The sequence below is a fragment of the Streptomyces sp. NPDC090442 genome (assembly GCF_044769405.1).
Lineage (GTDB): Bacteria > Actinomycetota > Actinomycetes > Streptomycetales > Streptomycetaceae > Streptomyces.
Map to the genome: position 1 here is coordinate 16,339 of NZ_JBIVXW010000043.1, position 21,093 is coordinate 37,431.

Below are 21,093 nucleotides of genomic sequence, written 5' to 3' on the forward strand. Positions count from 1 at the left end.
GTCAGCCCTTCAGGGCCGCCAGCGCCTGGTTCAGCGTCTTCGACGGACGCATCACCGCGGACGCCTTGGCGGCGTCGGGGCGGTAGTAGCCGCCGATCTCGACCGGGGAGCCCTGCACCGCGATCAGCTCGTCGACGATGGTCCGCTCCTGCTCGGTCAGCGTCTTGGCCAGCGGCCCGAACGCCTCGGCGAGCTGCGCGTCGTCGGTCTGCTTGGCCAACTCCTGGGCCCAGTAGGTGGCCAGGTAGAAGTGGCTGCCGCGGTTGTCGATACCGCCCAGGCGACGGCTCGGCGACTTGTTCTCGTTGAGGAACGAGCCGGTCGCGCGGTCCAGGGTGTCGGCGAGGACCTTGGCGCGGGCGTTGCCGGTGGTCGTCGCGAGGTGCTCGAAGCTGACCGCGAGGGCCAGGAACTCGCCCAGGCTGTCCCAGCGGAGGTAGTTCTCCTTGACCAGCTGCTGGACGTGCTTCGGGGCGGAGCCGCCGGCGCCGGTCTCGAACAGGCCGCCACCGTTCATCAGCGGCACGACCGAGAGCATCTTGGCGCTGGTGCCCAGCTCCAGGATCGGGAACAGGTCGGTCAGGTAGTCGCGCAGCACGTTGCCGGTGACCGAGATGGTGTTCTCGCCGCGGCGGATCCGCTCCAGGGAGAACGTGGTCGCCTCGACCGGGGCCAGGATCTTGATCTCCAGGCCGTCGGTGTCGTGCTCCGGCAGGTACGCCTTGACCTTCGCGATCAACTGGGCGTCGTGCGCGCGGGTCTCGTCGAGCCAGAACACCGCCGGGTCGCCGGTGGCGCGGGCGCGGGTGACGGCCAGCTTGACCCAGTCCTTGATCGGGGCGTCCTTGGTCTGGCACATCCGGAAGATGTCGCCGGCGCCCACGGTCTGCTCCAGGACGACGTTGCCCGCGCCGTCGACGACCCGCACCGTGCCGGTGGTCGGGACCTCGAAGGTCTTGTCGTGGCTGCCGTACTCCTCGGCCTTCTGCGCCATCAGCCCGACGTTGGGCACCGAGCCCATGGTGGCCGGGTCGAAGGCGCCGTGGGCGCGGCAGTCCTCGATGACGGCCTGGTAGACACCGGCGTAGCTGCTGTCCGGCAGGACCGCGAGGGTGTCGGCCTCCTCGCCGTCCGGGCCCCACATGTGGCCGGAGGTGCGGATCATGGCCGGCATCGAGGCGTCCACGATGACGTCGCTGGGCACGTGCAGGTTGGTGATGCCGCGGTCGGAGTCGACCATCGCCAGCTCCGGGCCCTCGGCCAGCTCGGCGTCGAACGACGCCTTGATCTCGGCACCGTTGGGCAGCGCGTCCAGGCCCTTGTAGATGCCGCCGAGGCCGTCGTTCGGGGTGAGGCCCGCGGCGGCCAGCGCCTCGCCGTACTGGGCGAAGGTCTTGGGGAAGAAGGCGCGCACGACGTGACCGAAGACGATCGGGTCGGAGACCTTCATCATCGTGGCCTTGAGGTGCACGGAGAACAGCACGCCCTCGGCCTTGGCCTTGGCGACCTGCGCGGCCAGGAACTCGCGCAGCGGACCGACCCGCATCACGGAGGCGTCCACGACCTCGCCGGCCAGGACCGGTACCGACTCGCGCAGCACGGTGGTGGTGCCGTCGTCGCCGGCCAGCTCGATGCGGAGCGCGCCGTCCGCGGCGACCACCGCGGACTTCTCGGTGGAGCGGAAGTCGTCGGCGCCCATGGTCGCGACGTTGGTCTTGGACTCGGAGGTCCAGGCGCCCATGCGGTGCGGGTGCGCCTTGGCGTAGTTCTTGACCGACGCGGGGGCGCGGCGGTCCGAATTGCCCTCGCGCAGCACGGGGTTGACGGCGCTGCCCTTGACCTTGTCGTAGCGGGCGCGGATCTCGCGCTCCTCGTCGGTCTTCGGGTCGTCCGGGTAGTCCGGGAGCGCGTAGCCCTGCTCCTGGAGCTCGGCGACGGCCGCCTTGAGCTGCGGGATGGAGGCCGAGATGTTCGGCAGCTTGATGATGTTGGCGCCGGGCGTCTTGGCCAGCTCACCGAGTTCGGCGAGGGCGTCGGGGATCCGCTGCTCCTCCTTGAGGTACTCGGGGAACACGGCGATGATCCGGCCGGACAGCGAGATGTCGCGAGTCTCCAGCGTCACCCCGGCCGTCGCCGCGTACGCCTCCGCCACCGGCAGGAACGAGTACGTCGCCAGGGCCGGGGCCTCGTCAGTGTGGGTGTAAATGATGGTCGAGTCAGTCACCGGGTCCGCTCCATCCACGTCTGCAAAATTGCTCGACATCAAGATATCAACATTGCTCGACATCAAGATATCTCCTCGTCCGGGCCGGCTCCCCGGGGGTGTGCCCCTCGTCTCCGCCGGAACCGGCCGCCCCCGCGACGGCCCCGTCAGCCGGTCCGCCGCAGCAGCGCCAGATACATCGCGTCGGTGCCGTGCAGATGCGGCCACAACTGCACGTCCGGGCCGTCGCCGAGCTCCGGGACCCCGGGCATCAGCGGCCGGGCGTCGACCCACTCGGCCTCGGCCGCCGCGCCGCCGCGCCCCTTGAGGACGTCCTCCACCACCGCCCGGGTCTCCGCCGGATGCGGCGAGCAGGTCGCGTAGCCGACCACCCCGCCGACCCGCACCGCCGCCAGCGCCTGCCGCAGCAACTCCCGCTGCAGCGGCGCGAATCCGTCCAGGTCCTCGGGGCGGCGCCGCCAGCGCGCCTCGGGCCGCCGGCGCAGCGCGCCCAGCCCGGTGCACGGCACGTCCACCAACACCCGGTCGAAGGCCCCGGGCCGCCATGCCGGGCGGGTGCCGTCGGCGGCGATCACCGCGTACGGACCGGGGTTGCCGTCCAGCGCCCGGGCCACCAACCGCGCCCGGTGCGGCTGCTTCTCGGACGCCAGCAGCGCCGCGCCCCGCTGCGCCGCCAGCGCGCCCAGCAGCGCCGCCTTGCCGCCCGGCCCCGCGCAGCCGTCCAGCCAGGCCCGGTCCGGGCCGTCCAACGGGGCGTTGGCCAGCGCCAGCGCCACCAACTGGCTGCCCTCGTCCTGCACTCCGGCGCGCCCCTCGCGCACCGCGTCCAGTGCGCCCGGCTCCCCGCCCTCGGCGAGCCGGACCGCGTACGGCGACCACCGGCCCGGTACCGCGCCCTCCTCGCCCGCGGCGGCCAACAGCTCCTCCGCGGTGGACCGTCCGGGCCGCGCCACCAGCGTCACCTCGGGACGCTCGTTGTCCGCCGCCAGCAGGTCCTCGATGCCCGCCCGGCCACCGCCGAGCGCGTCCCACAGGGCGGAGACGACCCAGCGCGGGTGCGCGTGCACGATCCCCAGGTGCTCTTCGGGATCGTCGTCGTACTCCGGCGCCACCCGCTCCAGCCAGCCGTCCAGATCGTCCGCCGCGACCTTGCGCAGCACCGCGTTGACGAACTTCGCCCGGCCGTCGCCCAACACCACCCGGGCCAGCTCCACGGTGGCGCTCACCGCGGCGTGCGTCGGAATGCGCGTGCCGAGCAGCTGGTGTGCGCCCAGCGTCAGCACGTCCAGCACCGGCGGGTCCACCTCGCGCAGCGGCCGGTCCACGCAACGGTCCAGGATCGCGTCGTAGGTGCCCTGGCGGCGCAGCGTCCCGTACACCAACTCGGTTGCCAGCGCCGCGTCCCGGGCGTCGAACTCCCCGCCCTCGCGCGCCTTGCGCAGCAGCGGCGGCAGGACGAGGTTGGCGTACGCGTCCCGCTCGTCCACCGCCCGCAGGGCCTCGAACGCGAGGATCCGGACCGGGTCCTTCTTCGGGCGGCGGTAGGGCTTACGGGTGCCGTGGCGGCGGGGCGGCTGCTGACTCACGAAAAGGTGCTCCGGTATTACGGGACGGCGGTCCGCCCCAGCCTACGCGGGCCCCCGACCGGCAGCGCGCGGGGACGTCCCCGGGCCCGCACCGCCGAAGCGGTCAGCCGCCCAGCCGCTCGCCGGCCGCGATCCGCACCCCGCGCGCCCAGTCCGCGCCCTTCATCGGCTTCTTGCCCTGCGGCTGCACCCACACCAGCTCGACGGGGTGGCTGCCGGTGCCCACGTGGACCGCCTTCTTCGTGACGGCCAGCTCGCCCGGGGCGAGCTCCGGACCCTCGTAACCGGGGGCCGGGACGCCCGACATCACCTTCAGCCGCTCCCCGCGGAAGACCGTCCAGGCACCGGGCGCCGGCGCGCAGCCCCGGATCACGCGGTCCACCCGCAGCGCCGGCGCGCTCCACTCGATCCGGGCGTCCTCCACCTCGATCTTCGGGGCCAGGGTGACCCCCTCCGCCGGCTGCGGCACCGCCTTGAGGGTGCCGTCCTCGATGCCGTCCATCGTGGCCACCAGCAGCCCGGAGCCGGCGAACGCGAGCCGAGTCAGCAGATCGCCGCTGGTGTCCGCCGACCGGATCTCCTCGGTGATCACCCCGTACACCGGGCCGGAGTCCAGCCCCTGCTCGATCTGGAAGGTGGCGGCACCGGTGATCTCGTCGCCGGCCAGCACCGCGTGCTGCACCGGCGCCGCCCCCCGCCACGCCGGCAGCAGCGAGAAGTGCAGATTGACCCACCCGTGCGCGGGGATCTCCAACGCCGCCTTGGGCAACAGCGCCCCGTATGCCACCACCGGGCAGCAGTCCGGCCCGATCTCTCGCAGCCGCGCGAGGAATTCCTCGTCCCGCGGCTTCGCCGGCTTCAACACCTCGATACCGGCCTCCTCCGCGCGCTCCGCGACCGGGCTGGCCACCAGCCGGCGGCCCCGCCCGGCCGGCGCGTCGGGCCGGGTCACGACGGCCACCACCTCGTGCCGGTCCGAGGCGATCAGGGCATCGAGGGCGGGCACGGCGACCTCGGGGGTACCGGCGAAGACAAGCCTCATGGGTGACGGACTACCTCTCACGCGCAGCGGAACGACGCACCAGTCTAAGAGTCTTGGCGCAGGTCATGGGCCGGAACGCCGGGGGGCGTGCGAACTTACCCACGCCCCGCGCACAAGCTCGTACGCCCCCATACCGTGACCAGAGCCGCTCCTGGCGCGTTGGTCAAGCAGCATTGACCGAATTTCGGGCCGCTTTGGCGGCCCGATCGCGCTTCACCCTTCCTTTCCACGCCGGTTCGAGAGGCTTGCTCATGGCCGACCACGCAACCCACGACGCCCAGGCGCGTGCCAGCCTGCATCTCCTGGTGCGGGACATCGAGCGTGTCCGCCGGCAGGTGGACGCCCTGCGCACGCTCACCGCGCAGCTCGGCAACGTCTACCGGCCGCGGCGCACGGGCCCGTCCGCGGGCTTCGTCGTCTACGGACGCGCCCCCGCCCCGACCGTGCGGCTCGCGCAGGAACTCCGCGACAGCGTCGAGACCCTCGTCACCGCCGCCGTCGACTTCGACCGCTCGCTGGGCTTCTCCTGGGACGCGGTGGGCTCCGCGCTCGGCGTCACCAAGCAGGCGGTGCACCGCCGTTACGGCGCCCGGCGCGCCGCCGCCCAGCCGTCCGGCGACGGCGCCGACCCCGCGGTGCGCTCCTCCGACGCCTCCGCCGCCCGCGCCGTCAGCATGGCCGGCGGCCTGTCCGGAACCCCCTCCGTCCCCGCCGCCCGCTCCATGCCCACCCAGCCCACCGCGGTCTCCCGCGACGAGGCCCGCCCCGGCGCCTTCCCCGGCCCCCGCAACGGCTGACCTCCCGCCGTCCCCCTCGTACTCCTACGCCCCACCCCTCACCCCTGCGCCCCCACGTTTCCGACGCCCCGATGCCCGGGACCGCCTGCCGACCGCGGTCCCGGAGCGGGGAGGTCGGCGAAGCGAGACCGGGACGGCGCGCACGGCGGACGAGGGCGGTGGGCGCGGTGCGCACGGCCCGCCCGTGAGCCGGACCGCTCGCGGCTACGGGTCCGGGCGCGACGCGACGCCGGGAACGGGGCGCGCGACGCGCACGACCCGAGCGTCCGGGACCACGGGCCGATGCGGGCAGACGCGGGCCCGGGGCGGTGCGTCGACGCGGGCCACGCCGCGGGCCACCGGCCGTCAACCACCGCGCCACCGGCGAGGGTTGAGGAACCGGCGCCGCCTCAGGCCCCCGGCCCAGGCCGCGCTCGGGCCGCCCGCCGACAGCGGCCGGCGGCCCCGCCCCTCAACCCAGGTCCGGCGGGTCGATCCGGACCCGGACCGGCTCACCCTCGCGCTTGACCAGGCGGGCCGCGCGAGCGGACTTCAACGCCGCGGCCAGCGCGGCACCCTGGCCGGGGCGGACCCGTACCAGGGCGCGCTCCCACGCCTCACCCGGTGGGGGATCGCCCGGCCGACGGGGCCGCCCGGCGTCCGGTATCGGCAGCGGCACCGGCCCCAACACCTCGGCCCCCGCGGGGAGTTCGGCCGCGCCCAGCAGACCGGCCACGTCCTCGGGGCGGCCCGCCACCGAGGCCATCCGCGACACCGGCGGGAAGCCCAACTCCGCCCGCTCGGCCAGCTCCCGCACCGCATGGCCGACCGGATCCCAGCGCACCAGCGCCTGCACCGGACGCAGGGTCGGCTCCGCGATCACCGCGACCGTGCCGCCCGCCTCCTGCCCACGGACCAGCGCGGCCGCGCCCAGCCAGCGGCGCAACGCCTCCTCGCCGGCCCGCAGATCCGGCCGCCCGAGCAGCGCCCAGCCGTCCAGCAGCAGCGCGGCGGCGTACCCCGCGCCGTCCGCGACCGGCTCGGCCCCGGGCGTGCTGACCACCAGTGCGGGCGTGCCGGGCACCGTCGTCAGGACGTGGTCCCGCCCCGACGTGCGCACCGGAACCGCCGGGAACGCCCGGCCCAGCTCCTCCGCGGTACGCCGCGCCCCGACGATCTGCGCCCGCAGCCGGGACCCGCCGCATTCCGCACACTGCCAGGCCGACTCCTCGCGACCACACCAGGCGCAGGCCAACTCGCCGGCCTCGCGCGCCTCCAACGGGCCGGCGCACGCCCGGCAACGGGCCGGCGTCCGACACCGCTCACACGCCAGCCGGGGCGCGTAGCCCCGCCGCGGCACCTGCACCAGCACCGGGCCGCGCGCGAGCCCGTCCCGCACGATCTGCCACGCCATCGACGGCAGCCGGGCGGCGCGCGCCGCGGCGTCCCGCGCCTCGTCGCCGTCCCCGACCGTACGCACCAGGGGGGCGGCGGCCCGGACCCGCTCGCGACCGGCGGTCAACGGCCGCGCCCAGCCGGTCTCCACCAACTGCGCCGCCTCGACCGTGCAGCTCAGCCCGCCGAGCAGGAACCCGGCCCGCTCGCTGGCCGTGCGCTGGATCAACACCTCCCGGGCGTGCGGCTGCGGGGCGTGCGGATCGCTGTGGCTGGCGTCCCCGTCGTCCCACAGGGCGACCAGCCCCAGCCCGGCGACGGGCGCGAACATCGCCGCCCGCGTGCCGATCACCGCCCGCACCGCGCCCCGGCTGACCGCCAGCCAGCGCCGGTAACGCTCCTCGGGCCCGCACTCCGCCGTCAGCACCACATGCCGGTCGGCGCCGATCAACGCGCCCAGCGCCGCGTCCACCCGCGCCGCGGCCCGCCCGTCGGGCACCACCACCAGCGCCCCGCGCCCCCCGGCGAGCGCCGCGGCCACCGCCCGCGCCAGCTCCTCCGGCCAGCTCGGCCCCGGCAACGCCGTCCACACCGCCCGCGGCGCGTCCCCCCGCACCAGCGCGGCCAGGAACCCGGGACCGGCCCCGTAACGCTCCCAACTCCCGGGCTCCGGAGGGGCGTTCGGCGGCAACGGCGCCGGCGACGGCTTGGCCTCGACGCGCGCCCGGCGCGGCGGCACCGCAAGCTGCACCACGTCCGCCAGCGACCCGGCGTACCGGTCGGCGACCGCCCGGCACAGCGCCAGCAGCTCCGGGCTCAGCACCGGCTCCGGCGAGAGCACCTGGGCGAGCGGCGCCAGCACCCCCCGGAAGTCGCTCTCCGCCACCCGCTCCACGATGAAGCCGCTGACCAGGCGGCCGCCCTCGCGCCGCCCGCCCTTCTCCCCCGCCCCGAAGCGCACCCGCACCCGCACCCCGGGCCGCGCCTCGGAGTCCATCGCGGCGGGCACCGCGTAGTCGAAGAACCGGTCGAGGTGCACCAGCCCCTTGTCCACCAGCACCCGCGCCACCGGCAGCTCGGGCGCCAGCGCGGCCCCCCGCCACGTCCGCGGCTTGGCGCGCTCCGCCTTCGTCTCCCGCACGGTCTCCCGGATCAGGGCCAACTGCTCGCCCTGCTCCCCCGGCTCCCGCCCGTTCTCCCTGCTCACAGCAACCAGTCTTAGCAGACGCCGCTGACAACGGGCGCCGCCGGCGAACAGCCAGGGGCCCCGGACCGCCGAAGCGGTCCGGGGCCCCTGGAGGGTTCCCTTGCGGTGCGGTGCCTTACAGGCCCGCGGCCTTGCGGAGGGCGTCCACCCGGTCGGTGCGCTCCCAGGTGAACTCCTCCTGCTCACGGCCGAAGTGGCCGTAGGCGGCGGTCTGGGCGTAGATCGGGCGGAGCAGGTCGAGGTCGCGGATGATCGCGGCCGGGCGGAGGTCGAAGACCTCGCCGATGGCCTGCTCGATCTTGTCGGTGTCGACGGCGTTGGTGCCGAAGGTCTCGACGAAGAGGCCGACCGGCTCGGCCTTGCCGATGGCGTAGGCGACCTGGACCTCGCAGCGCGCGGCGAGGCCGGCGGCGACCACGTTCTTGGCGACCCAGCGCATCGCGTACGCGGCCGAACGGTCCACCTTGGACGGGTCCTTGCCGGAGAAGGCGCCGCCACCGTGGCGGGCCATGCCGCCGTAGGTGTCGATGATGATCTTGCGGCCGGTCAGGCCGGCGTCGCCCATCGGGCCGCCGATCTCGAAGCGACCGGTCGGGTTGACCAGCAGCCGGTAGTCCTCGGTGTCCAGCTTGATGCCGTCCTCGACGAGCTGGGACAGCACGTGCTCGACCACGAACTCCCGGATGTCGGGCGCCAGCAGCGAGTCCAGGTCGATGTCGCTGGCGTGCTGCGAGGAGACCACCACGGTGTCGAGGCGGACGGCCTTGTTGCCGTCGTACTCGATGGTGACCTGGGTCTTGCCGTCGGGACGCAGGTAGGGGATGGTCCCGTTCTTGCGGACCTCCGACAGCCGGCGCGACAGGCGGTGCGCCAGGTAGATCGGGAGCGGCATGAGCTCGGGGGTCTCGTCGCAGGCGAACCCGAACATCAGGCCCTGGTCACCGGCGCCCTGCCGGTCCAGCTCGTCGTCGTCGCCCTCGACGCGGTTCTCGTAGGCGGTGTCGACGCCCTGGGCGATGTCCGGTGACTGCGCGCCGATGGACACCGAGACGCCGCAGGAGGCGCCGTCGAAGCCCTTCTTGGACGAGTCGTAACCGATCTCCAGGATCTTGTTCCGGACGAGGTTGGGGATGTCGGCGTACGCCTTGGTCGTCACCTCGCCGGCCACGTGCACCAGGCCGGTGGTGATCAACGTCTCAACGGCGACCCGAGAGGTCGGGTCCTCCTTGAGGAGCGCGTCGAGAATGGTGTCGCTGATCTGGTCAGCGATCTTGTCAGGGTGGCCCTCGGTGACAGACTCCGAGGTGAACAGGCGGCGGGACACATCGCTCCCTGGGGTTGCAGCGGCTGCTGGCTGATCATTTAGCGGAACGGCCGAGAGCTGCGCTCGGCCGGACCGCTGCCAGTTTATCGGTCTAACGTGGCGCGCGGGCACCCAGTCTCGTTTTATGGAACCCCCGTGACCTGGGACACCACGCCTCACGGTAGTGACGATCACCTCGACGATCGGTCCGGTCAAGAGGGCACGCCGAATTTCGATGGGGCGGCGAAGGCCCTCCCGGACCCGGTATCGGGGATTCCGCGAGGCGGTCCCGGTCAGGCTCCCGGGGCCGCCAGACGGGGCGCGACCAGGTCCCAAACCGTGTCGGCGAGGGCTTCTTTCGGGCCGTACGGGACGGGGGTCTCGGTGCCGTCCGTGGCCAGGATCACGGCCTCGTTTTCGGCCGAACCGAAGGTCTTGTGCTCGCCGACCTCGTTGACCACCAGGAGATCGCAACCCTTGCGGGCCAGCTTGGCGCGGCCGTTGGCGAGGACGTCATCGGTCTCCGCGGCGAAGCCGACGACCAACTGGCCGGGGCGGGCCCGGTCGGCGGAGAGCTCGGCGAGGATGTCCGGATTACGCACCAGGGCGATGGGTTCCGGCTCCTGCCCCTCCCGCTTCTTGATCTTGCCGGTGGCGTAGTGGGCGGGCCGGAAATCGGCCACCGCGGCGGCCATCACGACCGCATCGGCGTCGGCCGCGGCCTTGAGCACGGCCTCGCGGAGCTGCCGGGCGGTGCCGATGCGGACCACGTCCACCCCCGCCGGATCGGGCAGTTCGGTGTTGCCGGCGACCAGGGTGACCCGGGCGCCGCGGGCCGCGGCGGTACGGGCCAGCGCGTAACCCTGCTTGCCGGAGGAGCGGTTGCCCAGGTAGCGCACCGGGTCCAGCGGTTCCCGGGTCCCGCCGGCGCTGACCACGACGTGCCGGCCGGCCAGGTCCTGCGCCAGCCCCTGAGCGCCGCGGGCCAGCACCTGGCGGCACAGGTCGAAGATCTCCACCGGGTCGGGGAAGCGGCCCTTGCCGGTGTCGACGCCGGTGAGCCGGCCCACCGCGGGCTCGATGACCAGCGCACCGCGGCGGCGCAGCGTGGCGACGTTCTCCTGGGTGGCGGGGTTCTCCCACATCTCGGTGTGCATCGCGGGCGCGAAGACCACCGGACAGCGGGCGGTGAGCAGGGTGTTGGTCAGCAGGTCGTCGGCGAGGCCGTGGGCGGCCTTGGCCAGCAGGTCGGCGGTGGCCGGGGCGACCACGACGAGATCGGCGGCCTGGCCGATGCGGACGTGCGGGACCTCGTGGACGGACTCCCAGACCTCGGTGGTGGCCGGGTTGCCGGACAGCGCCGACCAGGTGGCCTCCCCGACGAAGTGCAGCGCCGAGGCGGTCGGCACGACCCGTACGTCGTGGCCGGACTCCGTGAGCCGCCGCAGCAGCTCGCACGCCTTGTAAGCGGCGATCCCGCCGCTGACCCCCAGGACGACCCTGGGCCGCTCCCGCTTCTCCATCGCTTCCCCGCTCCCCGAGCTCAGGTCCGAACGCATGTCCCTCAACCTATGCCCTCCGGGCACGCCAAGGGCCCGGCAGGTCCGCCCAGCCACACGCTGGGAGGCGCCCCTGCCGGGCCCTTGGTGAGGTAAAGCCTGGTGCCGCTTACTGGCCGACGGGGCCCTCGACGGCCTCCGACGTCAGCAGACCCGCGTTGATCTCGCGGAGCGCGATCGACAGGGGCTTCTCGTGGACGTGGGTGTCGACCAGCGGGCCGACGTACTCCAGCAGGCCCTCGCCGAGCTGGGAGTAGTAGGCGTTGATCTGGCGCGCGCGCTTGGCGGCGTAGATCACGAGGCTGTACTTCGAGTCCGTGGCCTCAAGAAGCTCATCAATGGGCGGGTTGATGATGCCCTCGGGTGCGGTGATGGAAGAGGACACTCTCTACCTTCCGAAAGGGGATGAAGCAGGTGATAGCGCGCGGCCGCGCCGAAATCGTGGCGCCGGGATCGGGACCGGGTCAGTCGCCGGTGGTCCGGTCCTCAGAGCGACGCAGCATCAAGGCTAGCAGCTCACGGCTGACGTCCTCGACGGAGGTGTTGACGAGTGTGACGTCGAACTCCTTCTCCGCCGCCAGCTCGATCCGGGCCGCCTCCAGGCGCCGCTCGATGACCTCCGGCACCTCCGTGCCGCGCCCGGTGAGCCGGCGGACCAGCTCCTCCCAGCTCGGCGGGGCCAGGAAGACCAGGTTGGCGTCGGACATGGACTCGCGGACCTGGCGGGCGCCCTGGAGGTCGATCTCCAGCAGGACGGGCTCGCCGGACTCCAACCGGTCCAGGACCGCCTTGCGCGGGGTGCCGTAGCGGTTGCCGGCGAACTCGGCCCACTCCAGCAGCTCGCCGTTGGCGATCAGCTTGTCGAACTCCTCGTCGTCGACGAAGAAGTACTGGACGCCGTGACGCTCCCCCGGGCGCGGCTTGCGGGTGGTGGCCGACACCGAGAGCCAGATTTCGGGGTGGACCTTGCGCAGATGCGCGACGACCGTGCTCTTGCCGACCCCCGAGGGGCCGGAGAGCACGGTCAGGCGCGGTTGTCTGGCCGGGGGTACGGGGGCGGACCCCCGGGAGACTGCTGAACTCATGCAGCGATTATTCCAGCTACCCGGCAGTGCCGAGAAACTCAGGAACCAGTGCTACCGAACTCGCGCTCCAGCGATGCGATCTGGTTCGAGCCCAGACCGCGGACGCGGCGGCTCTCGGAGATGCCGAGCCGCTCCATGATCTGCTTCGCGCGGACCTTGCCGACGCCGGGCAGGGACTCCAGGAGGGCGGAGACCTTCATCTTGCCGATGACATCGTTCTTCTGGCCCTGCTGGATGACCTCGTGGAGGGAGGCTCCGGAGTGCTTGAGCCGATTCTTGACCTCGGCGCGCTCCCGGCGAGCCGCGGCGGCCTTTTCGAGCGCGGCAGCGCGCTGTTCAGGGGTAAGGGGCGGAAGAGCCACGCCTACGTCACCTCGGATGTCGAACTGTCGGATACGGACCGGTGTGGAACCTAGTCGCCCCGTCACAACGGAGCAACGAGCAACGCGCTTACGTGCAGTGCTCTCGACGGAGACTAGCGGCCGATGGCGCTCCAGTCAGCGAGAACAGACGAAAAGTCCTGGTCAGACTCTGCTGACCAGGACATTTCGGGACTAACTGACCTCGTTATGCAACCGCCGCGCGCACTTCGTCGGCGAACCGGGCCGCCGCCGCGCGCAGTGCGCCGGTGTCCGGGCCGTGCTTGAGCACCCCCCGGCTGACGCTCGGGACCACGTTGCGGACCGTCCCGCCGAAGACCGTGGGCAGGTCCGCGGGGGTGGCGCCCTGCGCACCGATGCCGGGGGCCAGCAGCGGGCCGTTGATCGCCAGGTCGAACGCGGAGAGATCGCCGAGCGTGGCGCCGACGACCGCGCCGAAGGAGCCCAGCGGCTCCGCCCCGGCGTTCTCGGTGGCGAGGTGGCCGAGCATCGTGGCGGCGACCGTGCGGCCGTCCTCGCGGACCGCCCGCTGGACCTCCGCGCCCTCCGGGTTGGAGGTCAGGCCCAGCACGAAGAGCCCGGCGCCGCTCTGTCGCGCCAGGTCCACGGCCGGCCCCAGCGAGCCGTAGCCGAGGTACGGGGAGAGCGTGAGCGCGTCCGAGAACAGCGGGGAGTCCGGGCGCAGGAACGCCTCGGCGTAGGCGCCCATGGTGGAACCGATGTCGCCGCGCTTGGCGTCCATCAGGATCAGTGCACCACGGTCCCGGGCCTCCTCGACGGCGGTCTCCAGGACCGCGATGCCGCGCGAGCCGAACCGCTCGAAGAAGGCCGACTGCGGCTTGAAGACCGCGACCTGCTCGCCGAGCGCCTCGACGACGGTCCGGGTGAACCGGGCCAGGCCCGCCACGTCGTCGTTCAGGCCCCAGTCGGCCAGCAGCGACGCGTGCGGGTCGATGCCGACGCAGAGCGGGCCGCGCTCGTCCATGGCGCGGCGGAGACGGGCGCCGAAGGGGTCCAGACTCACCGGGTCACCTGCTTGTGGTCGGCGCCGACCGCGTCGGCGAGGGTGGCGTACGGGCTGGTGCGCAGCCGCGCGGCCAGCCCCTGGTGGATCGCGCGGCACCAGAACGGGCCCTGGTAGATGAAGGCGCTGTAGCCCTGGACGAGGGTGGCGCCGGCGAGGATGCGCTGCCAGGCGTCCTCGGCGGTCTCGACGCCGCCGACGCCGATCAGGGTGATCCGGTCGCCGACCCGGGCGTACAGGCGGCGCAGGACCTCCAGGGAGCGCTCCTTGACGGGCGCGCCGGACAGGCCGCCGGTCTCGGCGACCAGCTCCGGGTCGGAGGTCAGGCCCAGGCCCTCGCGGGCGATGGTGGTGTTGGTGGCGATGATGCCGTCCAGGCCCAGCTCCAGGGCGAGGTCGGCGACCGCGTCGACGTCCTCGTCGGCCAGGTCGGGGGCGATCTTGACCAGGAGCGGCACGCGGCGGTCGGTGACCGTGCGGTCGGCGGCCTCGCGGACCGCGGTGAGCAGCGGGCGCAGGTGGTCCGTGGCCTGGAGGTTGCGCAGCCCCGGGGTGTTCGGCGAGGAGACGTTGACGACCAGGTAGTCGGCGTGCCGGGCCAGGCGCTCGGTGGAGGTGACGTAGTCGGCGACCGCCTCGGCCTCCGGCACGACCTTGGTCTTGCCGATGTTGACGCCGACGGTGGTCCGGAAGACCGGGTTCCGGGCGGCCAGGCGGGCGGCGACCGCCGCCGAGCCGTCGTTGTTGAAGCCCATCCGGTTGATCAGCGCGCGGTCGGGGACGAGCCGGAAGAGCCGCTTCTTGGGGTTGCCGGGCTGCGGCTGGGCGGTGACCGTGCCGATCTCGACGTGGTCGAAGCCGAGCATGGCCATCCCGTCGATGGCGACGGCGTTCTTGTCGAAGCCGGCGGCCAGGCCGAACGGGCCGTGCATCCGGCGGCCCAGGGCCTCGGTGCGCAGCTCCTTGTGGCGGGGGGCCAGGACGGCCGCGACGAAGGTGCGCAGCACCGGGACGCGCGCGGCCCGGCGGATCCAGCGGAAGGCCAGGTGGTGGGCCTTCTCGGGGTCCATGCGCTGGAAGAAGAGCTGGAAGAACAGGCGGTACATGGGGGTGGTGGCCTTACGGGAGGGGGTGGGCGGGCTCACGAAGAGGGGGACACCGCTGTGGTGTCCCCCTCTTCGGCCTCACTCCTCGCGGGCCGCCGTCAGGTGCCTGGCGTGCTCCTGGAGGGAGCGCACCCCGACGTCACCCCGGGACATCGCCTCGATGCCCTGGACGGCGGCGGCCAGCGCCTGGACCGTGGTCAGGCAGGGGATGCCGCGCGCCACGGAGGCGGTGCGGATGTCGTAGCCGTCGAGCCGACCGCCGGTCCCGTAGGGGGTGTTGACGATCAGGTCGACCTCGCCGTCGTGGATGAGCTGGACGATGGTCTTCTCGCCGGCCGGACCCTCGCCCTCGGAGTGCTTGCGCACCACGGTGGTCTTGATGCCGTTGCGGCGCAGCACCTCGGCGGTGCCGGAGGTGGCCAGCAGCTCGAAGCCGTGGGCGACCAGCTCGCGGGCGGGGAAGATCATCGTGCGCTTGTCGCGGTTGGCGACGGAGACGAATGCCCGGCCCTTGGTGGGCAGCGCGCCGTAGGCGCCGGACTGCGACTTGGCGTAGGCCGTGCCGAAGACCGAGTCGATGCCCATGACCTCGCCGGTGGAGCGCATCTCCGGACCGAGGATGGTGTCCACGCCGCGGCCGGAGCGGTCCCGGAAGCGCGACCAGGGCAGGACCGCCTCCTTGACGGAGATCGGGGCGTCCAGCGGCAGCGTGCCGCCGTCCCCGGTCCGGGGCAGCATGCCCTCGGCGCGCAGCTCGGCGATGGTGGCGCCCAGCGAGATCCGGGCGGCGGCCTTGGCCAGCGGCACCGCGGTGGCCTTCGAGGTGAACGGCACGGTCCGCGAGGCGCGCGGGTTGGCCTCCAGGACGTAGAGGATGTCGCCGGCCATCGCGAACTGGATGTTGATCAGGCCGCGGACGCCAACCCCCTTGGCGATGGCCTCCGTTGAGGCCCGCAGCCGCTTGATGTCGAAGCCACCGAGGGTGATCGGAGGCAGCGCGCAGGCGGAGTCGCCGGAGTGGATGCCGGCCTCCTCGATGTGCTCCATGACGCCGCCGAGGTAGAGCTCGTGGCCGTCGTAGAGGGCGTCGACGTCGATCTCGATGGCGTCGTCGAGGAACCGGTCGATCAGCACCGGGTGCTGGTCGATCAGACCGGCGTGCCGCTGGAGGTACTCGGCCAGCGAGGGCTCGTCGTAGACGATCTCCATGCCGCGGCCGCCGAGGACGTAGGACGGGCGGACCATGACCGGGTAGCCGATCTCGGCGGCGATCGTCTTGGCCTCGTCGAAGGAGAAGGCGGTGCCGTACTTGGGGGCCGGCAGCCCGGCCTCGGTCAGCACCCGGCCGAACGCGCCGCGCTCCTCGGCGAGGTCGATCGCCTCGGGCGACGTGCCCACGATCGGCACGCCGTTGTCCTTGAGCGCCTGCGCCAGGCCGAGCGGGGTCTGGCCGCCGAGCTGGACGATGACGCCGGCGACCGGCCCGGCCGCCTGCTCGGCGTGCACGATCTCCAGCACGTCCTCCAGGGTGAGCGGCTCGAAGTAGAGCCGGTCGGAGGTGTCGTAGTCGGTGGAGACGGTCTCCGGGTTGCAGTTGACCATCACGGTCTCGTAGCCGGCGTCGCTGAGCGCGAAGCTGGCGTGGACGCAGGAGTAGTCGAACTCGATGCCCTGGCCGATGCGGTTGGGGCCGGAGCCCAGGATGATCACCGCGGGCTTCTCGCGCGGCGCGACCTCGGTCTCCTCGTCGTAGGACGAGTAGAAGTACGGGGTGCGGGCGGCGAACTCGGCGGCGCAGGTGTCGACCGTCTTGTAGACCGGACGGAGGCCGAGGGCGTGCCGGACCTCGCGGACGACCTCCTCGCGCAGGCCGCGGAGGGCGGCGATCTGGGTGTCGGAGAAGCCGTGGCGCTTTGCTTCCGCAAGGACATCCGGGTCCAGCTTGTCGGCGGCCGCGACCTCGTCCGCGACCTCCTTGATCAGGAAGAGCTGGTCGACGAACCACGGGTCGATCTTGGTGGCGTCGAAGACCTCCTGCGGGGTGGCACCGGCCCGGATCGCGGCCATCACGGTGTTGATCCGGCCGTCGGTGGGGACCTCGGCCCGCTCCAGCAGCTCCGCCTTCTCGCCGGGCTCGCCGGTGAAGTCGAACTGGCTGCCCTTCTTCTCCAGCGAGCGCAGCGCCTTGTTGAGCGCCTCGGTGAAGTTGCGGCCGATGGCCATCGCCTCGCCGACCGACTTCATGGTGGTGGTGAGGGTGGCGTCGGCGGCCGGGAACTTCTCGAAGGCGAACCGCGGCACCTTGACGACGACGTAGTCGAGGGTCGGCTCGAACGACGCCGGGGTCTCCCGGGTGATGTCGTTCGGGATCTCGTCCAGGGTGTAGCCGACGGCCAGCTTGGCGGCGATCTTCGCGATCGGGAAGCCGGTGGCCTTGGAGGCCAGGGCGGAGGAGCGGGAGACCCGGGGGTTCATCTCGATGACGATGACCCGGCCGTCCTCGGGGTTGACCGCGAACTGGATGTTGCAGCCGCCGGTGTCCACACCGACCTCGCGGATCACCGCGATGCCGATGTCCCGGAGGATCTGGTACTCCCGGTCGGTGAGCGTCATCGCCGGCGCGACGGTGATCGAGTCGCCGGTGTGCACGCCCATCGGGTCGAAGTTCTCGATGGAGCAGACGACCACGACGTTGTCGTGCTTGTCGCGCATCAGCTCCAGCTCGTACTCCTTCCACCCGAGGATGGACTCCTCCAGGAGCACCTCGGTGGTCGGCGAGAGCGTCAGGCCCTGGCCGGCGATCCGGCGCAGCTCCTCCTCGTCGTGGGCGAAGCCGGAGCCGGCGCCGCCCATGGTGAAGGACGGGCGGACCACGACCGGGTAACCGCCGAGCTCCTCCACGCCCTTGAGGACGTCGTCCATGGAGTGGCAGATCACCGAGCGGGCGGACTCGCCGTGGCCGATCTTGGCGTTGACCGCCTTGACGACCTCCTTGAACAGGTCGCGGTCCTCGCCCTTGTTGATCGCCTCGACGTTGGCGCCGATCAGCTCGACGCCGTACTTGTCGAGGGTGCCGGCCTCGTGCAGCGAGATGGCGGTGTTGAGCGCCGTCTGGCCGCCGAGGGTCGGCAGCAGGGTGTCGGGGCGCTCCTTGGCGATGATCTTCTCGACGAACTCCGGGGTGATCGGCTCGACGTAGGTGGCGTCGGCGATCTCCGGGTCGGTCATGATCGTGGCCGGGTTGGAGTTGACCAGGATGACGCGCAGGCCCTCGGACTTGAGGACCCGGCAAGCCTGGGTGCCGGAGTAGTCGAACTCGGCGGCCTGACCGATGACGATCGGGCCGGAGCCGATGACCAGGACGGACTGGATATCGGTGCGCTTAGGCACGCTGGCCCTCCATCAGGACGGTGTTCATCAAAGACGTGAAGCGGTCGAAGAGGTACGCGGCGTCGTGCGGGCCGGCGGCCGCCTCGGGGTGGTACTGCACGCTGAAGGCCGGCTGGTCCAGGAGCTGGAGCCCCTCCACCACGTTGTCGTTGAGGCAGACGTGGGTGACCTCGGCGCGGCCGAAGGGGGTGTCGGAGACCTTGTCGAGCGGCGCATCCACGGCGAACCCGTGGTTGTGCGCGGTGATCTCGACCTTGCCGGTCGTACGGTCCTGCACCGGCTGGTTGATGCCGCGGTGCCCGTACTTGAGCTTGTACGTGCCGAAGCCCAGCGCCCGGCCCAGGATCTGGTTGCCGAAGCAGATGCCGAACAGCGGGGTCTTCCGGGAGAGCACCTCGCGCATCACCGAGACCGCGTGGTCGGCGGTGGCCGGGTCGCCCGGCCCGTTGGAGAAGAACACGCCGTCGGGGTTGACCGCGTAGACGTCCTCGGCGGTGGCGGTGGCCGGCAGGACGTGCACCTCGATGCCGCGCTCGGCCATCCGGTGCGGGGTCATGCCCTTGATGCCGAGGTCGATCGCGGCGACGGTGAACTTCTTGGCACCGAGGGCCGGGACGACGTACGCCTCCTCGGTGGCGACCTGCGCGGAGAGGTCGGCGCCCTGCATCTCGGGCTGCTGACGGACCTCGGCGAGCATGGTGCCCTCGTCGGGCAGCGCGTTGCCGGAGAAGATCCCGACCCGCATCGCCCCGCGCTCGCGCAGGTGACGGGTGAGCGCCCGGGTGTCGATGCCGCTGATGCCGACGACGCCCTGGCGGCGCAGCTCCTCGTCGAGGGAGCGGCGGGAGCGCCAGTTGGACGGGATCCGGGCGGGGTCGCGGACGACGTATCCGGAGACCCAGATCCGCCGGGACTCGGGGTCCTCGTCGTTCACGCCGGTGTTGCCGACGTGCGGGGCGGTCATGACGACCACCTGGCGGTGGTAGGAGGGGTCGGTCAGCGTCTCCTGGTAGCCGGTCATGCCGGTGGAGAACACCGCCTCGCCGAAGGTCTCCCCCACGGCCCCGTAGGCGCGGCCGCGGAAGGTGCGGCCGTCCTCCAGGACGAGTACGGCGGGGATCTTGGCGGTCCCCTTGGTGGAGGTCGTCATCGTGCGCCTTCCGTTTCGGTGTGCTCGGTGGTGTGCTCGCTGCTGAGCCGGTCCAGGGCCGCGACCCAGGCCGGGTGCTCCTCGGCCCGGTCGGAGCGGAATCCGGAGTCGATCTGCTTGTCGCCGTGCTCCCAGGTGACGACCAGCAGGCCGCCCTCCGGGAGGACCTTGCCGGCGATGCCCTTGTCGAGGCGGGCGCCGCGCAGCGCGGCGGCCGGGACGAAGAAGTCCGTGGCGCCGGGCCGTTCGACGACCAGGCCCCGGTCGGTCAGGGTCAGTTCGACGCGGCTGCGGGTGCCCAGGCCGTGGGCGACGATCCGGTCGAGCCACTGCCCGGCGGTGGTCGAGCCGTGGTAGCGGCCGCTGAGGGTGAGGTGGGCCTCGCCCGCGTCGGCGGGGGCGGACGGCAGCTCCGGCAGGTCGCCCTGGAGGGTGCCGCGCCACTTCCAGCCCTGGCGCATCAGCCAGTAGACGAAGACGACGAAGACCAGGAGGCCGACGACCCAGGCGATGCGCCCGGACCAGTCGGTGACCGGGGCGGAGTGCTGCGCCGCGGCCAGGGGGATGAGTTGAGGAGTCACGCGAGCTTCCCGTCGACGACCGTTGCGCGGCCCCGCAGGAAGGTGTGGGTGACGCGTCCCGGCAGCTCACGGCCCTCGTAGGGGGTGTTGCGGCTGCGGGAGGCGAAGCCCGCGGGGTCCACCTCTCCACGGTAAGCGGAATCGAGCAGGGTGAGGTTGGCGGGCTCACCGGCGGCGATGGGGCGTCCCTGGCCGGGCAGCGACCCGATCCGCGCCGGGGTGGCGGACATCCGGTCGGCGACGCCGGCCCAGTCCAGCAGCCCGGTCTCGACCATGGTGTGCTGGACGACCGACAGCGCGGTCTCCAGGCCCACCATGCCCATCGCGGCCGCGGCCCACTCGCAGTCCTTGTCCTCGTGCGGGTGCGGGGCGTGGTCGGTGGCGACGATGTCGATCGTGCCGTCGGCGAGGGCCTCGCGCAGCGCCATGACGTCGCGCTCGGTGCGCAGCGGCGGGTTGACCTTGTAGACCGGGTTGTAGCTGCGCACCAACTCGTCGGTGAGCAGCAGGTGGTGCGGGGTGACCTCGGCGGTCACGTCGATGCCGCGGGACTTGGCCCACCGGACGATCTCGACGCTGCCGGCGGTCGACAGGTGGCAGATGTGCACCCGGGAGCCGACGTGCTCGGCGAGCAGCACGTCCCGGGCGATGATCGACTCCTCGGCGACGGCCGGCCAGCCGCCCAGCCCCAACTCGGCCGAGACGACACCCTCGTTCATCTGGGCGCCCTCGGTCAGCCGCGGCTCCTGGGCGTGCTGGGCGACGACGCCGCCGAACGCCTTCACGTACTCCAGGGCCCGCCGCATGATCACCGCGTCGTCGACGCACTTGCCGTCGTCGGAGAAGACCGTGACGCCGGCCGCCGACTCGTGCATCGCGCCGAGTTCCGCCAGCTTCCTGCCCTCCAGGCCGACGGTGACGGCGCCGATGGGCTGCACGTCGCAGTAGCCGTGGTCCTTGCCGAGCCGGTAGACCTGCTCGACGACGCCGGCGGTGTCGGCGACCGGGAAGGTGTTGGCCATGGCGAACACTGCGGTGAAGCCGCCGCTGGCCGCGGCCCGGGTGCCGGTCAGCACCGTCTCGGAGTCCTCGCGGCCCGGCTCGCGCAGGTGGGTGTGCAGGTCCACCAGGCCGGGCAGCAGGATCTTCCCGTCGGCCTCGATCACGTCGGCGCCCTCGGCGGACAGCCCGGTGCCGATGGCCTCGATGGTCTCGCCGTCGATCAACACGTCCCGGGGCGCACCGCCGAGCACCTTCGCACCGCGGATCAGGATCTTGCTCATGG

Annotated in this window: 16 protein-coding genes; 1 reads left to right on the top strand and 15 read right to left on the bottom strand. The window is 72.6% G+C overall.

What is annotated here, in order from left to right; all coding sequences use genetic code 11:
- Window position 1: 1 nt before the first annotated feature.
- The 3 genes from ACIQU6_RS27380 to fmt form a co-directional block, all read right to left on the bottom strand.
- Window positions 2–2,224: an NADP-dependent isocitrate dehydrogenase gene (locus ACIQU6_RS27380; protein ID WP_403484339.1), complete on the bottom strand. Its 2,223-nt coding sequence runs from the start codon at window positions 2,222–2,224 to the stop codon at window positions 2–4.
- 146 nt (window positions 2,225–2,370) lie between these two features.
- A complete protein-coding gene (locus ACIQU6_RS27385) occupies window positions 2,371–3,810 on the bottom strand; it encodes an RsmB/NOP family class I SAM-dependent RNA methyltransferase (RefSeq protein WP_403484340.1) in 1,440 nt (479 codons plus the stop codon).
- A gap of 103 nt (window positions 3,811–3,913) precedes the next feature.
- Window positions 3,914–4,852 (bottom strand): methionyl-tRNA formyltransferase, encoded by a 939-nt coding sequence (gene fmt / locus ACIQU6_RS27390; RefSeq protein ID WP_403484341.1) that lies wholly within the window; start codon window positions 4,850–4,852, stop codon window positions 3,914–3,916.
- A 251-nt stretch (window positions 4,853–5,103) separates the two neighbouring features.
- On the opposite strand from fmt, the gene ACIQU6_RS27395 reads away from it, so the two are divergent.
- A complete protein-coding gene (locus ACIQU6_RS27395) occupies window positions 5,104–5,649 on the top strand; it encodes a hypothetical protein (protein WP_403484342.1) in 546 nt (181 codons plus the stop codon).
- Window positions 5,650–6,100: 451 nt separating this feature from the next.
- On the opposite strand, the gene ACIQU6_RS27400 is transcribed toward ACIQU6_RS27395, so the two are convergent.
- The 12 genes from ACIQU6_RS27400 to ACIQU6_RS27455 form a co-directional block, all read right to left on the bottom strand.
- Window positions 6,101–8,230, bottom strand: a complete 2,130-nt coding sequence (locus ACIQU6_RS27400) for a primosomal protein N' (protein ID WP_403484343.1) — start codon at window positions 8,228–8,230, stop codon at window positions 6,101–6,103.
- A gap of 115 nt (window positions 8,231–8,345) precedes the next feature.
- Window positions 8,346–9,554: a methionine adenosyltransferase gene (gene metK, locus ACIQU6_RS27405; protein ID WP_274917078.1), complete on the bottom strand. Its 1,209-nt coding sequence runs from the start codon at window positions 9,552–9,554 to the stop codon at window positions 8,346–8,348.
- A gap of 272 nt (window positions 9,555–9,826) precedes the next feature.
- The gene (gene coaBC / locus ACIQU6_RS27410) at window positions 9,827–11,092 is read right to left on the bottom strand and encodes a bifunctional phosphopantothenoylcysteine decarboxylase/phosphopantothenate--cysteine ligase CoaBC (RefSeq protein ID WP_403484344.1); all 1,266 of its coding nucleotides are present in this window, start codon (window positions 11,090–11,092) and stop codon (window positions 9,827–9,829) included.
- A gap of 109 nt (window positions 11,093–11,201) precedes the next feature.
- The gene (rpoZ, locus tag ACIQU6_RS27415) at window positions 11,202–11,477 is read right to left on the bottom strand and encodes a DNA-directed RNA polymerase subunit omega (RefSeq protein WP_274917076.1); all 276 of its coding nucleotides are present in this window, start codon (window positions 11,475–11,477) and stop codon (window positions 11,202–11,204) included.
- A gap of 79 nt (window positions 11,478–11,556) precedes the next feature.
- Complete coding sequence (gmk, locus tag ACIQU6_RS27420; RefSeq protein WP_403484345.1) at window positions 11,557–12,177, bottom strand: guanylate kinase; 621 nt, start codon at window positions 12,175–12,177, stop codon at window positions 11,557–11,559.
- A 38-nt stretch (window positions 12,178–12,215) separates the two neighbouring features.
- Window positions 12,216–12,539, bottom strand: a complete 324-nt coding sequence (locus ACIQU6_RS27425; RefSeq protein ID WP_016572363.1) for an integration host factor — start codon at window positions 12,537–12,539, stop codon at window positions 12,216–12,218.
- A gap of 205 nt (window positions 12,540–12,744) precedes the next feature.
- On the bottom strand, window positions 12,745–13,581 hold the full coding sequence (gene pyrF / locus ACIQU6_RS27430; RefSeq protein WP_403484346.1) for an orotidine-5'-phosphate decarboxylase: 837 nt from the start codon (window positions 13,579–13,581) through the stop codon (window positions 12,745–12,747).
- A complete protein-coding gene (locus ACIQU6_RS27435; RefSeq protein ID WP_403484383.1) occupies window positions 13,578–14,687 on the bottom strand; it encodes a quinone-dependent dihydroorotate dehydrogenase in 1,110 nt (369 codons plus the stop codon). The genes pyrF and ACIQU6_RS27435 overlap by 4 nt, the downstream gene beginning before the upstream one ends.
- Window positions 14,688–14,765: 78 nt before the next feature.
- Window positions 14,766–18,077, bottom strand: a complete 3,312-nt coding sequence (gene carB, locus ACIQU6_RS27440) for a carbamoyl-phosphate synthase large subunit (RefSeq protein WP_403484347.1) — start codon at window positions 18,075–18,077, stop codon at window positions 14,766–14,768.
- Window positions 18,070–19,227 carry a glutamine-hydrolyzing carbamoyl-phosphate synthase small subunit gene (gene carA, locus ACIQU6_RS27445; RefSeq protein ID WP_403484348.1) on the bottom strand — a complete coding sequence of 386 codons (1,158 nt, stop codon included), beginning with the start codon at window positions 19,225–19,227 and terminating at the stop codon, window positions 18,070–18,072. The genes carB and carA overlap by 8 nt, the downstream gene beginning before the upstream one ends.
- Entirely contained in the window at window positions 19,224–19,808 is a 585-nt protein-coding gene (locus tag ACIQU6_RS27450) for a hypothetical protein (protein ID WP_403484349.1), read from the bottom strand. Before ACIQU6_RS27450 ends, carA begins: the two co-directional genes overlap by 4 nt.
- Window positions 19,805–21,091, bottom strand: coding sequence for a dihydroorotase (locus tag ACIQU6_RS27455; protein ID WP_403484350.1), 1,287 nt, complete (start codon window positions 21,089–21,091; stop codon window positions 19,805–19,807). Before ACIQU6_RS27455 ends, ACIQU6_RS27450 begins: the two co-directional genes overlap by 4 nt.
- Window positions 21,092–21,093: the final 2 nt, after the last annotated feature.